The organism is Selenomonas sputigena, assembly GCF_026015965.1.
Lineage (GTDB): Bacteria > Bacillota > Negativicutes > Selenomonadales > Selenomonadaceae > Selenomonas.
Window position 1 is genome coordinate 1472539 of the sequence record NZ_CP110383.1, and the last position, 16574, is coordinate 1489112.

A 16574-nucleotide genomic window follows, 5' to 3' on the forward strand; every position below is an offset into this window, starting at 1 on the left:
TCCTCTTACTCTTTCTTCGCTACCGCGTAGTTGCGAGGACGCGGCTTGATGAGCGAATGGTCGAACTCGTCGTAGCTGACGATCGGCTCTTCCGTCTTCGGGTCGTAGTCGACGATGGAGATGCGCATGAAGTTCTTGTCATCACGCGGCATGAAGACGAGCTCTTCGCCGTCCATCATGCGCTTGCCGTTCGCGTCGAGGGCAATCTTGGCATGGGCGCCGCGGCTTTCGTCACGGCAGCGAGCCGCCTTCGTGATGCACATCGCGTAGAGGATCATGTTGCGCAGCTGGCGCACGAACATGGCTTCCTGGTTCGCCCAATGGCCGCGATCCGTCAGGCCGATGTTGTCCCAACGCTTGAGGATTTCCTTGAGCTCCACGAGGCACTGGTCGAGGCCGTTGTTGTCGCGCTCGATGGAGACGTACTTGTACATGATGTCGCCAAGCTCGTGATGAAGCTTGTGCGCGTTCTCGGGGCCGTCCATCTTGAGGATGCCTTCAAACTGGTCGACGACCTCCTGACGAGCCTTGTCAAGCTCCGCCTGCGTGAGGGCGTCGCCAAGCTCGCCGGACTTCGCCATGCGCATGGCTTCAGGGCCGGAGACCGTGCCGGAGTAAGCGGCGGAAAGGAGCGAGTTCGCGCCGAGGCGGTTCGCGCCGTGGTACTGGTAGTCGCACTCGCCCGAGGCCATGAGTCCCTTGATGTTCGTATGATGCAGACGGTCGACCCAGATGCCGCCCATCGAGTAGTGGACGGACGGGAAGATCTCCATCGGCACCTTGCGCGGATCTTTTCCGACGAAGTCCATGTAGATTTCGAGGATACCGCCGAGCTTGCGCTCCAAGTAATGCGGATCGATATGCGAGAGGTCAAGGTAGACGCGGTTCTCGCCGTTGATGCCAAGACCCATGTGCACGCAGACCTTGAAGATGGCGCGCGAGGCGACGTCACGCGGCACGAGGTTGCCGTATGCCGGATACATGTCCTCAAGGAAGTACCAGGGCTTACCGTCGCGGTAGACCCAGACGCGCCCGCCTTCGCCGCGGCACGCCTCGCTCATCAGGCGGTTCTTGTCCGAACCCGGAATCGCCGTCGGATGAATCTGGATGAACTCGGGGTTGCCGATGTGCGCCCCCTGCTGGTAGACGGCGGATACGGCCGAGCCGTTGCAGATCGTCGAAGCCGTGCAGCGGCCAAACACCTGGCCGGGGCCGCCCGTCGCAAGGATGACGACATCGGCGGGGAACGCCTTGATCTCCATCGAGTTCATGTTCTGCGCGACGATGCCGCGGCAGATGCCGTCCTTGTTCTTGATGATGCGGATGAATTCCCAGAACTCGTACTTCTTGACGCCGCCCTTGACTTCCCAGCGGCGAACCTGCTCGTCGAGCGCATAGAGGAGCTGCTGACCCGTCGTCGAGCCGGCAAAACAGGTGCGCTTGTTCTTCTGACCGCCGAAATTGCGGAGGTCGAGGTTGCCTTCCGGCGTGCGCGTGAAGGGAACGCCCATGCGGTCGAACATCTTGATGAGCTTCGGCGCCGCCTCGACCATGCCCTTGACCGCGACCTGATCGGCGAGGAAGTCGCCGCCGTAGACCGTATCATCGAAGTGCTCATAAACGCTGTCATGCTCGCCCTTCGTGTCCATGCAGGCGTTGATGCCGCCCTGCGCACACAGCGAGTGGGAGCGCTTTACGGGGCAGTAGGAAAACAGGTCGACTTCGCCGCCGAGCTCACAGACCTTGATGGTCGCCATGAGACCCGAGAGACCGCCGCCTACAATAATGATTTTCTTCTTTTCAGCCATGTAGGTTCTCTCCTTATCTATACATCACAATCAATCGATCAATGCATGGGAACGAAGTAGCTCACCATGAAGGCAATCGTCACGAAGCTCAGAGCCACGCAGAGCAACATGGAGAGAAGCCCCGCCGTCTTCTGGGCGCGAGGCCCCTTGACGACGCCCCACGTCATGAGGAAGGTCGTAATGCCGTTCGTGAAATGGAAGATCGCTGCGAGCATGCCGATGAGGTAGAGGACGAAGACGATCGGGCTGCCCGTGACGTAGCTCTGGATCAGTTCATAGGTGATCGGCGTGCCGAGGACACCCTTGACGTAGCAGCGCAAGTAACCGACGTGCCATACGAGGAAGACGAGCAGGAACCATGCCGTCCAGCGCTGGAAAGCAAAATTCCAGTTGTTGAGGTAGCCATACTTCGTCGGGTTGTTCTTCGCCTGCATGCAGATGTAGATGCCATAGATCGCATGGAAGAGGAACGGGATGGCGACGGCGCCGACCTCAAGTCCGAGGAAGATTGGTTTCGGAATCAGCTCCATCATGGCGAGCTTGCCATTCAGGGCTTCAGCACCGCCCAGAGCCGAAGCATTAGTGAGGATGTGCTCCATGAGGAATCCTCCGAGTGCCAGCAAGCCGACCAGGGAATGCAGGCGGCGGGCGTAAAAAGTTGTGTTAATCATTCTATACCTCCTATAAATTCTTTGCGCCCCGCATCGTGCGGGGGCGGATTACAGGAAGCGCCGATAAGTTCAGCGCCTCCCATGAAAGCGCCAAACAGGCGCTTTCTATAACTTACGATACGGCGCCTGGCCAATCTCGTAGAAGTTATTCCCCTCGCAGTCGATGCCGACGATCGCCGGAAAGTCGACAACGGTCAGACGAGCCACAGCCTCCGGGCCGAGTTCCGGATAGGCGAGCACTTCGTACTTCTTGACGGACTTGGCGATCAGAGCCGCCGCGCCGCCGACGGCGACGAAGTATGTCACGCCGTTCTTCTTCATCGACTCGATGACCTTCGGGTCACGCGATCCCTTTCCGATCATGCCCGTGATGCCCTGTTCAAGCATCGTCGGCGTGTAGGCGTCCATGCGGCCGGCAGTCGTCGGGCCGCACGAGCCGATAGGATCGCCGGGCTTCGCAGGCGTAGGTCCGAGGTAGTAGACGATTTCATTCTTCCAGTCCACGGGGAGCTTCTCGCCGCGTGCCAGAGCTTCGCACATGACCTTGTGCGCCGCATCGCGTGCGCTGATGATCGTGCCTGTGATGAGCACGCTGTCGCCCGCCTTGAGCTTCTTGGACTGCTCCACGGTAAACGGTGTTTCGATACGAATCTTTTCAGCCATTTTTCTTATCCTCCCATCCCGAGCAATTAAAGGACGCGATCCTTGTGGCGCATCGCATGACAGCAGATCGTGACGGCCACGGGCAGTCCCGCGATGTGCGTCGGGCCCCATTCGATGTTGACGGCGAGAGCCGATACGGAGCCGCCTAGCTGAGGGCCGATGCCCGTCTTGTTGATCATCTCAAGAAGCTCGCCTTCGAGCTTCGCGTACTCGGGCATGGGGTTGCGCTCGTTGATGGAGCGCACGAGCGCCTTCTTCGAGTAGTAAGCGGCGCGGTCCATCGTGCCGCCGATGCCGACGCCGACAACCATGGGAGGACAGGGGTTGCAGCTTGCGTGCAGGATGATGTCGAGCACGGCCTTCTTGACGCCTTCGACGCCATCCGCAGGAACGAGCATCTTGACGCCCGACTTGTTCTCGCTGCCGAAGCCCTTGGGTCCGACCGTGATCTTGAGCTTGTCGCCCGGCACGATGCGCGTGTAGATGACGGCAGGCGTATTGTTCTGCGTGTTCTTGCGGTTGAACAGCGGCTCGGCAACGACGGACTTCCTCAGATACCCTTCCGTATAGCCCTTGGCGACACCGGCATTGACCGCCTCTTCGAGATCGCCGCCTGCGATGTGCAGATCCTGACCGATCTCAAGGAAGACGATCGTCATGCCGGTGTCCTGACAGATGGGGCGATCCTCGGCCTTGGCGATCTCCGCATTGCGGATGATCTGGTCGAGCACGTCGCGCCCTACCGGCGACTCCTCTGCCTCGCGTCCGCGCTTCAAAGCCTCGTAGACGTCGTCCGGCAGATAGTAGGCAGCCTCTTTGCACATCTCGGCAACGGCTTCCGTAATCTGTTTCGCTTCGATTGTACGCAAGATAAACCCTCCCATAAGAAATTGTAATACTCACATAGCTTCATCATATCATATTTTCATCGCACATTCAACACCGAAACCCTTGTGTTTCTTGAGTTTCTGCAGAGAAAAAGATGAATCCCGTTCGCTTTTTTGCATGCCGAAAACCGGCGAAAAAGTGACCGGAATTCCCTTCCAATATTCCTTTCGTGCACTTGCCAGCAAGCCCTCTGCCGTCAAGCTCTTCCCAAGCGGATGAGTTCGACCTGCGGCGGCTTCCCCGTCTCAAGCTCGGCGAGCATGAAGGAAGGACGCGCCTCATCGCGCGGACGCGCCACGCTTCCGGGGTTGAGGACATGAACATCTCCCGTGACCTCCTGCGCCACATGCGTATGACCGTAGACGGCAATGTCCGCCTGCGCCTCCTTCGCCGCTGTCACCAGCATTTCAAGCGTCGAACGCACGCCGTAGATGTGACCGTGCGTGAGAAAGATGCGGTGTCCTGCCGCTTCGACAACGATCTCGTCGGGCGTCTTGCCGTCGGGCCAGTCCGTGTTGCCCGCGACGTTTTCCACGCGCACCGCCGAGACGAGCGCGAGGTACGCCGCATCGGGAACGCAGTCTCCCGCATGAAGCCAGAGGTCGACCTTGCCCGCACGTTCCACAGCGCGATCGATCGCGCGGCGGTCGCCGTGGCTGTCGCTCACAATGCCGATCTTCATGTGAGATGCTCCTTCATCTGCGCCGCCATGAGACGAAGCGCTGCGCCGCGATGGCTGACCGCCTGCTTTTCAGAAACCGTCAGTTCCGCCAGCGACTTGCCGCTCGCGAGATAGAAATACGGGTCATAGCCGAAGCCGCCCGCACCGCGCGGCTCTTGGCGCACGCGTCCGACACACGTCCCTTCAGAGATGAGTTCCGTGCCGTCCGTGTCGTGCAGGACGAGCACGCAGCGAAAAGCGGCAGCAGATTCGACAGCCCCCCTCTTTTGAAGCTCTGCCACGAGCTTCTCGTTGTTCGCCGCATCATCGTGCCGCCCCGAGTAACGCGCCGAGTGAACGCCCGGTGCACCGCCCAAGACTTCGACCTCCAGTCCCGAGTCGTCAGCAAGGCACGCGCATCCCGTCCTTTCTGCATAAAAACGCGCCTTGATGCGCGCGTTCCCCTCGAAGGTCGAAGCGTCCTCAACAGCATCGGGAAGCTCCCCAAAATCCTTGAGGGTCAAAAGCTCCACGGGGAGCTTTTGAAAAGCTGCAAGGATTTCCTTCACCTTGCCCTCATTCTTCGTAGCGACTACGATCTTCTTCATCCGATTCGCCCCACTTTCCAGACGAGCTCGCCGCCAAGCGCGTCCTTTTCTCTTGCTATCAATTCGTCGATGCCCTTTTCCGCCAGCGCGAGGAGCTCCTCCATCTCCTTGCGTGAGAAGGGCCGCCCCTCGCCCGTGCCCTGCACCTCGACGAAGTCATAAGCGCCCGTCATCACGACGTTCATATCGACGAGCGCCGTGCTGTCCTCCTCGTAGCAAAGGTCGAGGATCGGTTCGCCGTCCTTCGCAAGACCGACGCTGACCGCCGCGAGGAAATCTTTGACAGGAAACGTCTTGCCCTTCTCATAGAAGCTCGCACATGCCTCTACGAGCGCGACGAAAGCGCCCGTGATCGCCGCCGTACGCGTGCCGCCGTCCGCCTCGATGACGTCACAGTCCAAGGCGATCGTGCGCTCGCCGAGCGCCGCAAGGTCGACGACGGAGCGCAGCGAGCGGCCGATGAGCCGCTGAATCTCCTGCGTGCGCCCCGACTGGCGGCCTTGGCACGCCTCGCGCGGCGTGCGCGTCGAAGTCGCGCTCGGCAAGAGCGCGTACTCCGCCTTGATCCATCCCGTGCCCGTGCCGCGCAGAAAGTACGGCACGCGATCTTCGACGGACGCAGCGCAGATGACGCGCGTGCGCCCCATCTCGATGAGCACCGAACCCGCCGGCCCCTTTTGGAAGCCGCGCATCATCTTCAAGGGACGCAGCGCGTCAGCGGCACGTCCGCGGTTTCTTTGCATAGCGCATGTTCCTCTCCTCTCACTTGAAAAGGGCAGGGCGTCAAGCCCTGCCCCAACTCAGTCGCAGCCTTCCTGATACTGCCGGAAGTTTTTTATGATGCAGATCGGCGTCTTCTGCGACGCATTGCCGAACGGGTTGTCGATGAGGAGCTTCGCGACAAGCTCGCCCTTCGTACCGTCCGTCACGCCGACGATGCGCGAGCGCTTGAGGTCGTTGACATCGGCGATGACGGCGCCGAAGCAGCCGAGCCTCTCTTTGAGACGCGCGACGACATCCTCCGGATCACGCGGCCCGTAGACGATATGCTTGTCGAAAGGCGGCATCGTCCCCGTCACATCGTCGATAAGCGCCGTCTGCTCGCCGCCCCATTTATAAAAAAGGCCGCTCTTTCCCACAAGCTTGCCCAAGGAGCCCGCGAAGAGCGCGGCGGCGACGCGCCACTTGCCCTCGACGTTCATCAAGGACTGCATGCCGTGCGGACTCGCGAGGCTGCCGACATCCGGGATGAAGCGGCAGCAGAACTGCGCGACGCGCGAAATCTTCAGATCCTCGGGACGCACGATGCGTCCCTGCGTGATGGCGACGACGCTCTCTGCCACAGAAATCACGTCATCCTCGCCGATCTTGCCGCGCGTATACCTCTCCACGCAGTCGATGATGTCATCCCTGTCCGTCAGAATGCGCGTAGGAACGGGCAGAATCTCTACTTTCTCTTTCATGTTCGCCCCTCCTCAATCGTCCGCCAGCGTCACGCCGACGAGCGCGGCAACCTCCGCCGCATGCACGGGAATCGTCACCTTCGAATAACGCCACGGCCGTCTGCCTGTCTCCTGATAGATGAGCTCCACTGGGAAATCGACCATGTGTGTGACCGCCTCCTTGATGCTCCTGCCCTTTCGTGCCGTAAGCGTCACATACGCTTTGACGAAGATGCTTTCCCCCGCTTCGATGAGCACCGCCTCGAAGTAATCATCCTCGCGCGGCGCGCCCTCTCGCTCGGCTCTGCCGCGCACTTCAAGCCCGTCGTACTGTTCGTAGGGCACGAGCGGACGCACAAGGGCGTCCATGATCGTGCCGACCTGCTTGCCGACATTGGCGAACTCCAGCTTCGTGACGAGCGTCACGCTTTTTTCATCCTGCGCCGTTACTTCGAGGGGCGTGCGCTCCGTAAGCTTCACGACGACCTCTTCCGTTCCCTCCTTGGCAAAGAAGAGTTTCACCACGATGATGCAAAGGAAAATCGTAGCGAGAACAACACCGATTGCAATATACAACTTTCAAGACCTCCCAAAGCTTCCTGGCGAACGTTCAGAGATTTTCTGCGCCCATCGGCGCATCCTCCGAAAGCGCGGCATGAAGCTTTTCATAAAACTCTGCAGGCAGTTTCGTGATGCGCCCCGTCTCTCGGCTCGTGAAGACGTTCTGCGTATGACCGAGGACGAGCAATGCGTCGTCCGCCACGCGCCGCACTTCGTAGTCGAATGCCATCTTGACCTTTGTCAGCGCCGTCGGGCGCGTGACGATGGCGAGTTCATCGTCGAACTTGCCTGAGGCGACGAATTTTGCGCTGACATCGGTCAGCGGAAAGACGTAGCCCGCCTCCATCAGATCGCCCAATGTGATGCCGAGCGCGCGCAGGAACTCGACCCTGCCGATCTCGAACCAACGAATGTAGTTCGCATGATGCACGACGCCCATGGCGTCCGTATCGTAGAAATTCACACGATGGTATGCCTTGACCTCCATGACGCTCTCCATCAGCGAAACAGGTGACTGACCGAACGATGCTCCTGTATGCTGATGAGCACGTCGCCGATAGCGTCCGCCATCGAGAGCACGACGATCTTGTCTGACTTCTTGTCGCCCAAAGGAATCGTGTCCGTGACAATCAGCTGCTTGAGCACCGACGCGTTGATGCGCTCGATGGCAGGATCGGTCAGGATCGCATGGGAACAGGCGGCGTAGACTTCTTTTGCACCAAGCTTTGCAAGTGCCTTCGCCCCCTCGCAAAGAGAGCCTGCCGTGTCGACGATGTCGTCGATGAGGATTGCCGTCTTGCCCTCGACGTCGCCGATGAGGTTCATGACCTCCGCCACGCCCGGCTGCGGGCGGCGCTTCTCGATGATGGCGATCGGTGCGTGCAGGCGGTCGGCAAGATTTCGCGTGCGCGTGACGCCGCCGAGATCGGGTGAGACGACGACGGCATTTTCGAGATTGTGCTCCTTCAGATACGCGGCGAGGACGGGAGCCGCTCCGAGATGATCGACGGGAATGTCGAAGAAGCCCTGGATCTGACCTGCATGCAGGTCGACCGTCACGACGCGCGAGACGCCCGCCGTCTCCATGAGGTTCGCGACGAGCTTCGCCGAGATCGGCTCGCGCCCGCGCGTCTTGCGATCCTGACGCGCGTAGGCGTAGTACGGCACGACGGCCGTGATGCTGTGCGCCGACGCCCTTTTACAGGCGTCCGTCATGATGAGAAGCTCCATGAGATTGTCGTTGACCGGCTGCGAGGTCGGTTGAATGATAAAGATGTCCTTGCCGCGAATGCTCTCGCTGATCATCACCTGCGTCTCGCCGTTATTGAAATGACCGACGTATGCATCACACAGCGGCACGCCGATGTGCGCTGCGATTTTTTTCGCGAGATCGGGGTTGGCGTTGCCCGTCATGATGCATAGGTTGTCAAGGTTCGTCATTTTCTGGTAGCCTCCATTTCTTCTTTGCGCTTGTCCGCCCAGCCCGTGATATTCTTCTGGTGGGCGCGCGCGATGGCGAGATCGCCTGCGGGGATGTCCTTCGTGATCGTCGACCCTGCGCCGATGTAGGCGCCGTCGCCGACGCTGACGGGTGCGACGAGGTTCGAGTTGCAGCCGACGAAAGCGCCGTCGCCGACCTTCGTGCGGAACTTCTGCCTGCCGTCGTAATTGACCGTGATCGTGCCACAGCCCATGTTGACGCCCGCACCGATGTCGGAATCGCCGATATACGAGAGATGCGGCAGCTTCGTCCCCTCGCCGACGACGGAGTTCTTGACCTCGACGAAATTGCCGATCTTGACGTGCGCGGCGATTTTCGTCGCGGGGCGAAGATGAACGTACGGGCCGAGCGTCGCACCGTCGGCGATTTCGCATTCATGCGCATAGCAGAAATGCGCCGTGACATGCGCGCCGACCTTCACGTCCTGAAAGCGCGAATTGGGGCCGATCTCACAGCCCTCGCCGATGACCGTCGCACCCTCAAGCCACGTGCCCGGATAGAGAACGGTGTCGCGGCCGACGATGACATCGACGTCGACATAGGTCGTATCGGGATCCATGAGTGTCACGCCCTCTGCCATCAGCGCCTCATTCTTGCGGCGGCGCAGGATCTTCTCCGAAGCGGCGAGCTGGGCGCGCGAGTTGACGCCGAGCGTTTCCTCGTAGTCGTCGGCCGTGGCGGCGAAAATCTTCTCGCCCTTCTTTCGGAGGATTTCGAGCACGTCGGGCAGATAGTACTCGCCCTGTGCATTGTCATTTTTGACCTCGTGCAGAGCGGCGAAAAGGTCAGGCGCTTCAAAGCAATAGATGCCCGAATTGACCTCGCGCACATTGCGCTCCTCTTCCGTCGCGTCCTTGTGCTCGACGATCCTTTCCACCGTGCCGTCTGCGGCGCGGATGATGCGGCCATATCCCGTCGCATCGGGCATGACAGCGGTCAGCACGGTCGCCTTCGCGCCTGCTGCCGCGTGTTCTTTCGCGAGCTTCTTGAGGAGCTTCCCCGTCAGGAGCGGCGTGTCGCCGCAGAGCACAAGAACCGTGCCCTTTTCCTCGCGCAGCAGCGGTTCCGCCTGCAAGACGGCATGCCCCGTGCCGAGCTGCTCTTCCTGTGTGACGAAATCCGCCTCGCCCGCAAGCGCCTTTTCCACCGTCTCGCCGCCGAATCCCACGACGACGATATTGCGCACGGCGCCCGCCTCCTTCGCGGCCGCGAGCACATGGGCGAGCATCGCCTTGCCGCCCGCCTTGTGCAGCACCTTCGGCAAAGACGACTTCATGCGCGTCCCCTTGCCCGCCGCCAATATGACTGTTGTCAGATCTGCCATTCGTTCAGCCTCCATTGCTCAAAGACATTTCCTCAGCATCGTTCTCAGGAAACTCCGCAGCCAATCCCTGCAGAGTTCTGGACGCATCCTTTCCTGCCATCTTTTAGATGCCGGCATTCTTCGCCGCCTCCATGCTCAGAAGAAGCGTACGCTCCGCCTTTTCCATATGGGCTTCCGCCGCCTGCTTCGCGCCCTGCACGTCACCCTGCGCAATCGCGTCGACGATCTCTCTATGCTCCTCAAGCGTCTCCTTGAGACGACCCGGAAACGACATCGAGGCGGAACGAAAGCGCGTGAGCTGCTCACGCAGGTTCGAGATGATGCCGACGAGACGCGTGTTGCGGCTCGCCTGATAGAGGAGGTCGTGAAAGCGCATGTCCGTTTCCACGATCTTTTCCATGTCGCCCGCCTCGATCTGTCCGCCGATGGCGACGAGGAGACGCTGCAGGCTTTCCAGCTCATTCTCCGTGATGCGCTCTGCCGCAAGGGCGCAGGCGAGCGAATCGAGCGCCGTGCGGATCTCGAAGACATCGTTGACGTCGCGAATGGAAAGGTTCGCGACGTAGGTGCCGCGCCGAGGCATCATGACGACGTAGCCTTCGAGTTCGAGCTTTCGGATCGCCTCGCGCACGGGCGTGCGGCTGACGCCAAGTTCTTCGGCGAGCTGGATCTCCATGAGCCTCTGTCCTGGCGCAAGCGTGCCGCTCTTGATCGCATCGCGCAGAGCCTCAGCAACCACCTCGCGCAGAGGCTGGTAGCTGTCGAGGCGGATCGGTGCGAGCTTTGTTTCCTGTCCCATCGTTTTTCCCCCCCGCACAGGTACGGCGCTTCAGAACATCTGCGCCCCCTGCGTCTTTGTGCAAAAGACGGCGGCATCCGTCTCTTCGCGCAGTCTCTTCGCCAGATTCTGCGCCGCCCCCTCGCTTTCCATCAGTGCGAAGACCGTCGGCCCTGAGCCGGACATCATGGCAGCGAGTGCGCCCTGCTCCAGCATCCTTTCCTTCAGACGACGGACCTCCTCATGCTCCTCTATGGTAACACTTTCGAGCACATTGCACAACTCCCGGCAAATGCGCAAGCGATCGCCCGCACCGATGGCGGCGAGCATCTTCTCCGTGTCCGGGTGCCGCACCGCCTTCTGCGCATCGTAGCGCCCGTACGCCCAGGCGGTCGAAACGTCGACGGGCGGCTTCGCCAGCACGACGGGAAAAGGCGGCAGATCGGCAAGGCGGCGCAGAATCTCGCCGCGCCCCGTCGCCAGCTGCGTACCGCCCGCAAGACAAAAGGGGACGTCAGAGCCGATCTCGGCTGCAAGCTCCGCAAGCGCCGCCTCATCCAGCCCCTTCTCAAAAAGATCGTTCATCCCGAGGAGCACGGCGGCAGCGTCCGCAGAACCGCCCGCAAGTCCCGCCGCCATCGGAATCGTCTTTTTCAGGCGGATCGCTATGCCGCCCGCCGACGGAAAACGGCGCAAAAAGAGCGCCGCCGCACGCCACGCGAGATTGCTCTCGTCTGCAGCGAGCGTCGCGCCTTCGATCTCCAAAGAAATGCCCTGCGCCGTCTTTTCCAGCTCGACCTCATCCGCGAGCGCGACGGACTGCATGACCATCTCCACCTCGTGATAGCCGTCGGGACGTTTCCCCAAGATATCGAGCGTCAGATTGATCTTCGCCCGCGCCAAAAGCTTCAGCAAAAGAAATGCACCATCCTTCCCTCATATACCGCCATAAATTCTATCAATTTTTTCTCTTTACAGCAAGCCTTAGAAAAAATTTGGTAGGAATTAACCAGCAAAAGGCGAATTAGATAATGTGAATTCTATTTTATTACACCTTGGAAAAGAGGGAATTTTATTATGGATGAAAAGTCTGCAGCACCAGAGGAGGCGGAACGCATCAAAAAGGACGTGCGCTCCTCCCTCCTCATCGTCCTGCCCCTGACGCTTCTGGCATTCGCCTTTTCGCCGGGACTGCTCGCAGCCTCCACATTTGGCATAGACCTAGGGCCGCTCTCTCCCGAGGAGGCGCCGCTCCTCTTTGCAGGAATCGAGCTCTCCCTCGCGCTCGCCATGCTGCTCGCGTGCAAATCCATCCTCGTGCGCGGCGTCCGCCTGCTCTTCAAATCGCCGTGCGCCGATTCACTCATCGTCGTCAGCGCCATCTCCGCCGTCATCGCGAGCCTCCTCCTCATGGTGCAGATGATGCTGACGGGAGAAGCGCTCTTTCACCAGCTTCTCTTCACGCCGCTCGGCCTCTTCCTGACCTTCACGCTCGGCGGCAAATACCTCGAAGTGCGCCTCGCCGCACGGAAGCTCTCGCTCGACGAGGACGAGGGCGTCATGCCGCCGGGCGCAGAGGAGATGATGGCGGAGCATGAAGCCGAGCGCCAGAGGCGCGAGGAGGAGGAACGTCGAAAGAAGGAGTCCGAGGCGCGCTACCGCGAACTCGAAGCGCTGCGCGCCGAGGAGCGCCGTCTCGCCGAGCGGGAAGCGAGGCGTGCGCGAGGCGAGGTGCTGCCCGCAGAGGAAGAGGAAGATGAGCCTGCCGCAAGCGACGCGCCCAGGCAGGAGGAAGCGGCGAAGACGCCCGAGCACACGCCGCTGCTCGCCGTCACGGACAATGCCGCCCTGCGCTTTCTCGCCTTCGGTCTGCTGCTCGCCATCGCCGATGCTGCCCTCTGGCAGACCATGGGACTCGATCTTCTGCAGACGGCGATCTTCTTTTTCTCCGTGCTCTTCTTCGCTTGCCCTGCCGCACTCTTCTTTGCCTCCTCGTTCGCCCTGCCCGAAGCGCTGAAAAAGTGCCGCGCCCAGAAGATCTTCGTGAAGAACGCCGGCGTCTTCGGCACGCTCAAGCACATCAGCGCCATCGCGCTCTCGAAGAGCGGCGGCATCACCGAAGGCAGGCCGTTCCTCGCGACCATCGTCGGCGAGGGGCTTTCCGACAGTGCGATCCTAGGACTCGCCGCGAGCGCGGAAAACGGCGTCTCCCATCCGCTCGCACGCGTCCTCGTCGCCAGCGCTGTCAGTCGGGGCGCTCGCCTCATGCGCGTTTCGGCGACGAGCAGCATCCCCGGCAAAGGCGTCGAGGCGCTGATCAACGGCAGAGCCGTACGCCTCGGCAAGCGCGAATGGCTCGAAGAAGAGGGCGTCCAGATCAGCAATTCCCTCTTGACGCAGGGCGATCAATTCGCCTCGCGCGGCAAGATCGTCATCTATCTCGCCACGGGCAAGATCGCCAAGGGCCTCCTCGTGTTCTCTGACGAGGCGCGAAGCGACATGCCGCGCACGATCCGCCTGCTGGAATCTCTGGGCGTCCAGACCGTGATGATGACGGGCGACTGCCGCACTGCGGCAAAGCGCACGGCAAAGGATGCCGGCATCTCCGTCTACCGCGCCGATCTTGCGCCCGCCGACAAGGCGAAGGAGGTGCAGATGCTTCAGGCGCACGGTCACTCTGTCGCCCTGCTCGCCGCCAAGAAGGAGGACGCGGAGGCAGCCTCGATGGCTGACGTCGTGCTCGCCATGCAGACGAGCGAGAGCGAGATCGCACCCGACATCCTCATCGCCTCAGGAGATCCCTCGCACATTCCCCAGCTCATCACTCTTTCACGGAAGATCGTCCGCGCCGTGCACCTCGCGCTTTCTCTCGCCTTCCTCGCCGCCGTCCTGGCGGCCGTCCTGCTGCATGCCTCGCTCTTCTTCCTCGGCGACCTGCGCTTTTTGCCGCTGCTCTCCGTCCTCTCCATGCTCGCGGGCATCGTCGCAGCGACGCTCGTACCGCTCGGACTCAAGGGCTTCAAATTCGCGCCGCACACGCTCGACTACTGAGCTTCAAGGAGCACGAAACATGCGAGTATATCTCCTCTTCGCGGGGGCGGCTTTCTTCAACAATTTCAAGGAAACGCTGAGTTTGCCTGAAATCCCTTAAAAAAGTACGGTGATTTCCTTATCCAAAGATTCAAATTCACCGATACACTTATGCCTTGTTTTTTGCTGTCCCTTGTTTTATAATGGACGCATAAAAAATAATTATTTTCTGAAAGGAAGGGGTATCATCCTATGAGCACGGCTGTCCTATCACAATGGCAGTTTGCCATCACCTCGACGTATCATTTTCTCTTCGTCCCGCTGACGCTGGGGCTGACATTCTTCCTGGCACTTCTCGAAACCTGTCATGTCCGCACGAAGGACGCGCAGTGGAAGAAGGAAAGCCGCAAGCTGCTGCAATTCTTCAGCACGGTCTTCCTCATCAACTTCGCCATGGGTGTCGTCACGGGCATCGTACAGGAGTTCCACTTCGGCATGAACTGGTCGGAGTACGCGCGCTTCATGGGCGACATCTTCGGTGCGCCGCTCGCCTTGGAGGCACTCTCCGCCTTCTTCCTTGAGTCGACGTTCCTCGGCATCTGGATCTTCGGCTGGGATAAATTGTCACCGAAACTTCACTGCGTGACGATGTGGCTCGTCGCCATCGGCGGCAACCTCTCGGCGCTCTGGATCATCGTCGCCAACTCCTTCATGCAGCATCCGACGGGCTATGCCATCGAAGGCGGCCGTGCCGTCATGACGGACTTCGGCGCTCTCCTCTCGAATCACTACGTCATCGGCGAGATCACGCATACGTTCTTCGCGGGCATGTCGACGGCGGGCGTCCTGCTCGCAGCGATCACCGCCTATAAGATCCTTCAGGGAGGCCCTGCCGCCGACCTCTTCCAGAAAGCCATGAAGGGCATCCTCGCCTTCACGCTCATCGGCCTTCTTGGCGTCGCGGGCGCCGGCCACATGCACGCCCAGTACCTGAAGGACGTCCAGCCCATGAAGCTCGCCGCCATGGAGGCTCTGTGGGAGACGGAAGATCCCGCGCCGTTCGCCGCCTTCGCCATCATCAACGAGGACAAGATGCAGAACGACTTCGAGATCACGATTCCCGCGATGTTCTCCTTCATGGTCTACAATAAGCCTGCCGGCGAAATCAAGGGCATCCGCGACCTGCAGGAAGAAGCCGTCCAAATGTACGGCTCGGACAACTACGTGCCGAACGTCACGGCGCTCTTCTGGGCGTTCCGCATCATGGTCGGCACGGGCGGCCTCATGATTCTCATCACGGGCGCAGCGCTCCTCCTCGCGATGCGCGGCAAGCTCGCAGACAAGCGCTGCATGCTCAAGGTGCTGCTCTACAGTCTGCCGCTTCCCTTCATCGCCAACTCCGTCGGCTGGTTCGTCACCGAATCGGGACGTCAGCCTTGGATCGTCGTCGGCCTGCAGAAGACGGTCGACGCCGTCTCCCCGAACCTCACCGCAACGGATATATGGCTGACGATCATCGGCTTCACGCTCATCTATCTCGTGCTCATCGTCTTCGCCCTCGGCGTTGCGATCCGCTTCATCAAGACCAGTCCTTCGCCGGAAAGGAGTGCAGCATAATGGATTTGAACATCTTATGGTTTGTCCTGATCGTCGTGCTCTTCACGGGCTTCTTCTTCCTTGAGGGCTTTGACTACGGCGTCGGCATGCTGCTGCCCTTCGTCGGCAAGACCGATGAGGAGCGCCGCATCACGCTGCGCACGATCCTGCCCGTATGGGACGGAAACGAAGTGTGGATGATCACGGCGGGCGGCGCGAGCTTCGCGGCCTTCCCGCACCTTTACGCGACGATGTTCAGCACGTTCTACCTCGCGCTCTTCTTGATGCTCGTCGCGCTCATCCTGCGCGGCGTCGCTTTTGAACTGCGCGGACACAAGGACTCCGCCGTCTGGCGCAGCGGCTGGGACAAGTGCATCGTCTTCGGCAGCGTCGTTCCCGCCTTCCTCTGGGGCGTCGCCGTGACCGACCTCATCGCAGGCCTTGCCATCGACGCGAACATGACGTACACGGGCGGCTTCTTCGGTCTGCTCTCGCCCTATTCCATCGTCGGCGGCCTCGCCTTCGTCTTCGTCTTCGCCTTCCACGGTGCGGCATTTTTGACGATGCGCCTCGCCGACCGCCACCTCATCATGCGCGTGCAGGACGTGGCGAAAAAGGCCGGCGCTCTCGCCGTCGTCTTCTTCGTCTTGTGCATGGGACTCACCTACGTCTATACCGACCTCTACGCGAATCCCTTCGCTGCGGGCGCTCTCGTCCTCGCCGCCGTCGTCTTCCTCGCTTCCTATGCGAATGTGATCAACAAGGCCTCGACGAAGGGCTTCGTCTGCAGCGGCCTCGCCGTCGCCCTGACGGTCGTCGCCTTCTTCCTCGGGCTCTTCCCGCGCCTCATGGTGTCGAGCCTTTCGCCCGAGTACAGCCTGACGATCTACAATGCGTCTTCGACGCCCTACACGCTGTCGATCATGACGATCGCTGCCGGCTGCCTCGTCCCGATCATACTCTGCTATCAGATCTGGACGTACTACATCTTCCGCAAGCGCGTGACGGCTGCCGACGCCAACCACCACGGCTATTGAGCAGCA

General features: G+C 60.6%; 18 protein-coding genes. 3 read left to right on the top strand and 15 right to left on the bottom strand.

The window, feature by feature from the left end; all coding sequences use genetic code 11:
- Positions 1 to 5: 5 nt before the first annotated feature.
- The 15 genes from sdhA to ispE all read right to left on the bottom strand — a co-directional run bounded on the left by sdhA (position 6) and on the right by ispE (position 11820).
- The gene (gene sdhA, locus OL236_RS07180; RefSeq protein ID WP_265070099.1) at positions 6 to 1808 is read right to left on the bottom strand and encodes a succinate dehydrogenase flavoprotein subunit; all 1803 of its coding nucleotides are present in this window, start codon (positions 1806 to 1808) and stop codon (positions 6 to 8) included.
- Between the two features lie 38 nt (positions 1809 to 1846).
- On the bottom strand, positions 1847 to 2479 hold the full coding sequence (locus OL236_RS07185) for a succinate dehydrogenase (RefSeq protein WP_265070100.1): 633 nt from the start codon (positions 2477 to 2479) through the stop codon (positions 1847 to 1849).
- A 105-nt stretch (positions 2480 to 2584) separates the two neighbouring features.
- Positions 2585 to 3142, bottom strand: coding sequence for a Fe-S-containing hydro-lyase (locus OL236_RS07190; RefSeq protein WP_009645610.1), 558 nt, complete (start codon positions 3140 to 3142; stop codon positions 2585 to 2587).
- Between the two features lie 26 nt (positions 3143 to 3168).
- On the bottom strand, positions 3169 to 4011 hold the full coding sequence (locus tag OL236_RS07195) for a fumarate hydratase (protein WP_009645595.1): 843 nt from the start codon (positions 4009 to 4011) through the stop codon (positions 3169 to 3171).
- A 48-nt stretch (positions 4012 to 4059) separates the two neighbouring features.
- The gene (locus tag OL236_RS07200) at positions 4060 to 4230 is read right to left on the bottom strand and encodes a hypothetical protein (RefSeq protein WP_009645598.1); all 171 of its coding nucleotides are present in this window, start codon (positions 4228 to 4230) and stop codon (positions 4060 to 4062) included.
- Positions 4227 to 4712, bottom strand: a complete 486-nt coding sequence (locus OL236_RS07205) for a metallophosphoesterase family protein (RefSeq protein ID WP_265070101.1) — start codon at positions 4710 to 4712, stop codon at positions 4227 to 4229. The genes OL236_RS07200 and OL236_RS07205 overlap by 4 nt, the downstream gene beginning before the upstream one ends.
- A complete protein-coding gene (rdgB, locus tag OL236_RS07210) occupies positions 4709 to 5299 on the bottom strand; it encodes an RdgB/HAM1 family non-canonical purine NTP pyrophosphatase (RefSeq protein ID WP_265070102.1) in 591 nt (196 codons plus the stop codon). The genes OL236_RS07205 and rdgB overlap by 4 nt, the downstream gene beginning before the upstream one ends.
- Positions 5296 to 6042: a ribonuclease PH gene (gene rph / locus OL236_RS07215; protein WP_265070103.1), complete on the bottom strand. Its 747-nt coding sequence runs from the start codon at positions 6040 to 6042 to the stop codon at positions 5296 to 5298. The genes rdgB and rph overlap by 4 nt, the downstream gene beginning before the upstream one ends.
- 57 nt (positions 6043 to 6099) lie before the next feature.
- Positions 6100 to 6762: a coenzyme F420-0:L-glutamate ligase gene (locus OL236_RS07220; protein WP_265070104.1), complete on the bottom strand. Its 663-nt coding sequence runs from the start codon at positions 6760 to 6762 to the stop codon at positions 6100 to 6102.
- A 12-nt stretch (positions 6763 to 6774) separates the two neighbouring features.
- Entirely contained in the window at positions 6775 to 7317 is a 543-nt protein-coding gene (locus OL236_RS07225; RefSeq protein ID WP_265070105.1) for a hypothetical protein, read from the bottom strand.
- A 34-nt stretch (positions 7318 to 7351) separates the two neighbouring features.
- Complete coding sequence (locus tag OL236_RS07230) at positions 7352 to 7789, bottom strand: acyl-CoA thioesterase (protein ID WP_265071802.1); 438 nt, start codon at positions 7787 to 7789, stop codon at positions 7352 to 7354.
- 11 nt (positions 7790 to 7800) lie between these two features.
- Complete coding sequence (locus OL236_RS07235) at positions 7801 to 8742, bottom strand: ribose-phosphate diphosphokinase (RefSeq protein ID WP_265070106.1); 942 nt, start codon at positions 8740 to 8742, stop codon at positions 7801 to 7803.
- The gene (glmU, locus tag OL236_RS07240; protein WP_265070107.1) at positions 8739 to 10127 is read right to left on the bottom strand and encodes a bifunctional UDP-N-acetylglucosamine diphosphorylase/glucosamine-1-phosphate N-acetyltransferase GlmU; all 1389 of its coding nucleotides are present in this window, start codon (positions 10125 to 10127) and stop codon (positions 8739 to 8741) included. The genes OL236_RS07235 and glmU overlap by 4 nt, the downstream gene beginning before the upstream one ends.
- 103 nt (positions 10128 to 10230) lie before the next feature.
- Positions 10231 to 10926 (bottom strand): GntR family transcriptional regulator, encoded by a 696-nt coding sequence (locus OL236_RS07245; protein WP_265070108.1) that lies wholly within the window; start codon positions 10924 to 10926, stop codon positions 10231 to 10233.
- Between the two features lie 30 nt (positions 10927 to 10956).
- A complete protein-coding gene (gene ispE, locus OL236_RS07250; protein ID WP_265070109.1) occupies positions 10957 to 11820 on the bottom strand; it encodes a 4-(cytidine 5'-diphospho)-2-C-methyl-D-erythritol kinase in 864 nt (287 codons plus the stop codon).
- A gap of 162 nt (positions 11821 to 11982) precedes the next feature.
- Between ispE and OL236_RS07255 the strand changes: the two genes are divergently transcribed.
- The 3 genes from OL236_RS07255 (at position 11983) to cydB (ending at position 16568) form a co-directional block, all read left to right on the top strand.
- Complete coding sequence (locus OL236_RS07255) at positions 11983 to 13956, top strand: HAD-IC family P-type ATPase (RefSeq protein WP_265070110.1); 1974 nt, start codon at positions 11983 to 11985, stop codon at positions 13954 to 13956.
- Positions 13957 to 14187: 231 nt separating this feature from the next.
- Positions 14188 to 15552, top strand: coding sequence for a cytochrome ubiquinol oxidase subunit I (locus OL236_RS07260; protein ID WP_265070111.1), 1365 nt, complete (start codon positions 14188 to 14190; stop codon positions 15550 to 15552).
- Positions 15552 to 16568: a cytochrome d ubiquinol oxidase subunit II gene (gene cydB, locus OL236_RS07265; RefSeq protein WP_006191383.1), complete on the top strand. Its 1017-nt coding sequence runs from the start codon at positions 15552 to 15554 to the stop codon at positions 16566 to 16568. Before OL236_RS07260 ends, cydB begins: the two co-directional genes overlap by 1 nt.
- The last annotated feature ends 6 nt before the right edge of the window (positions 16569 to 16574 follow it).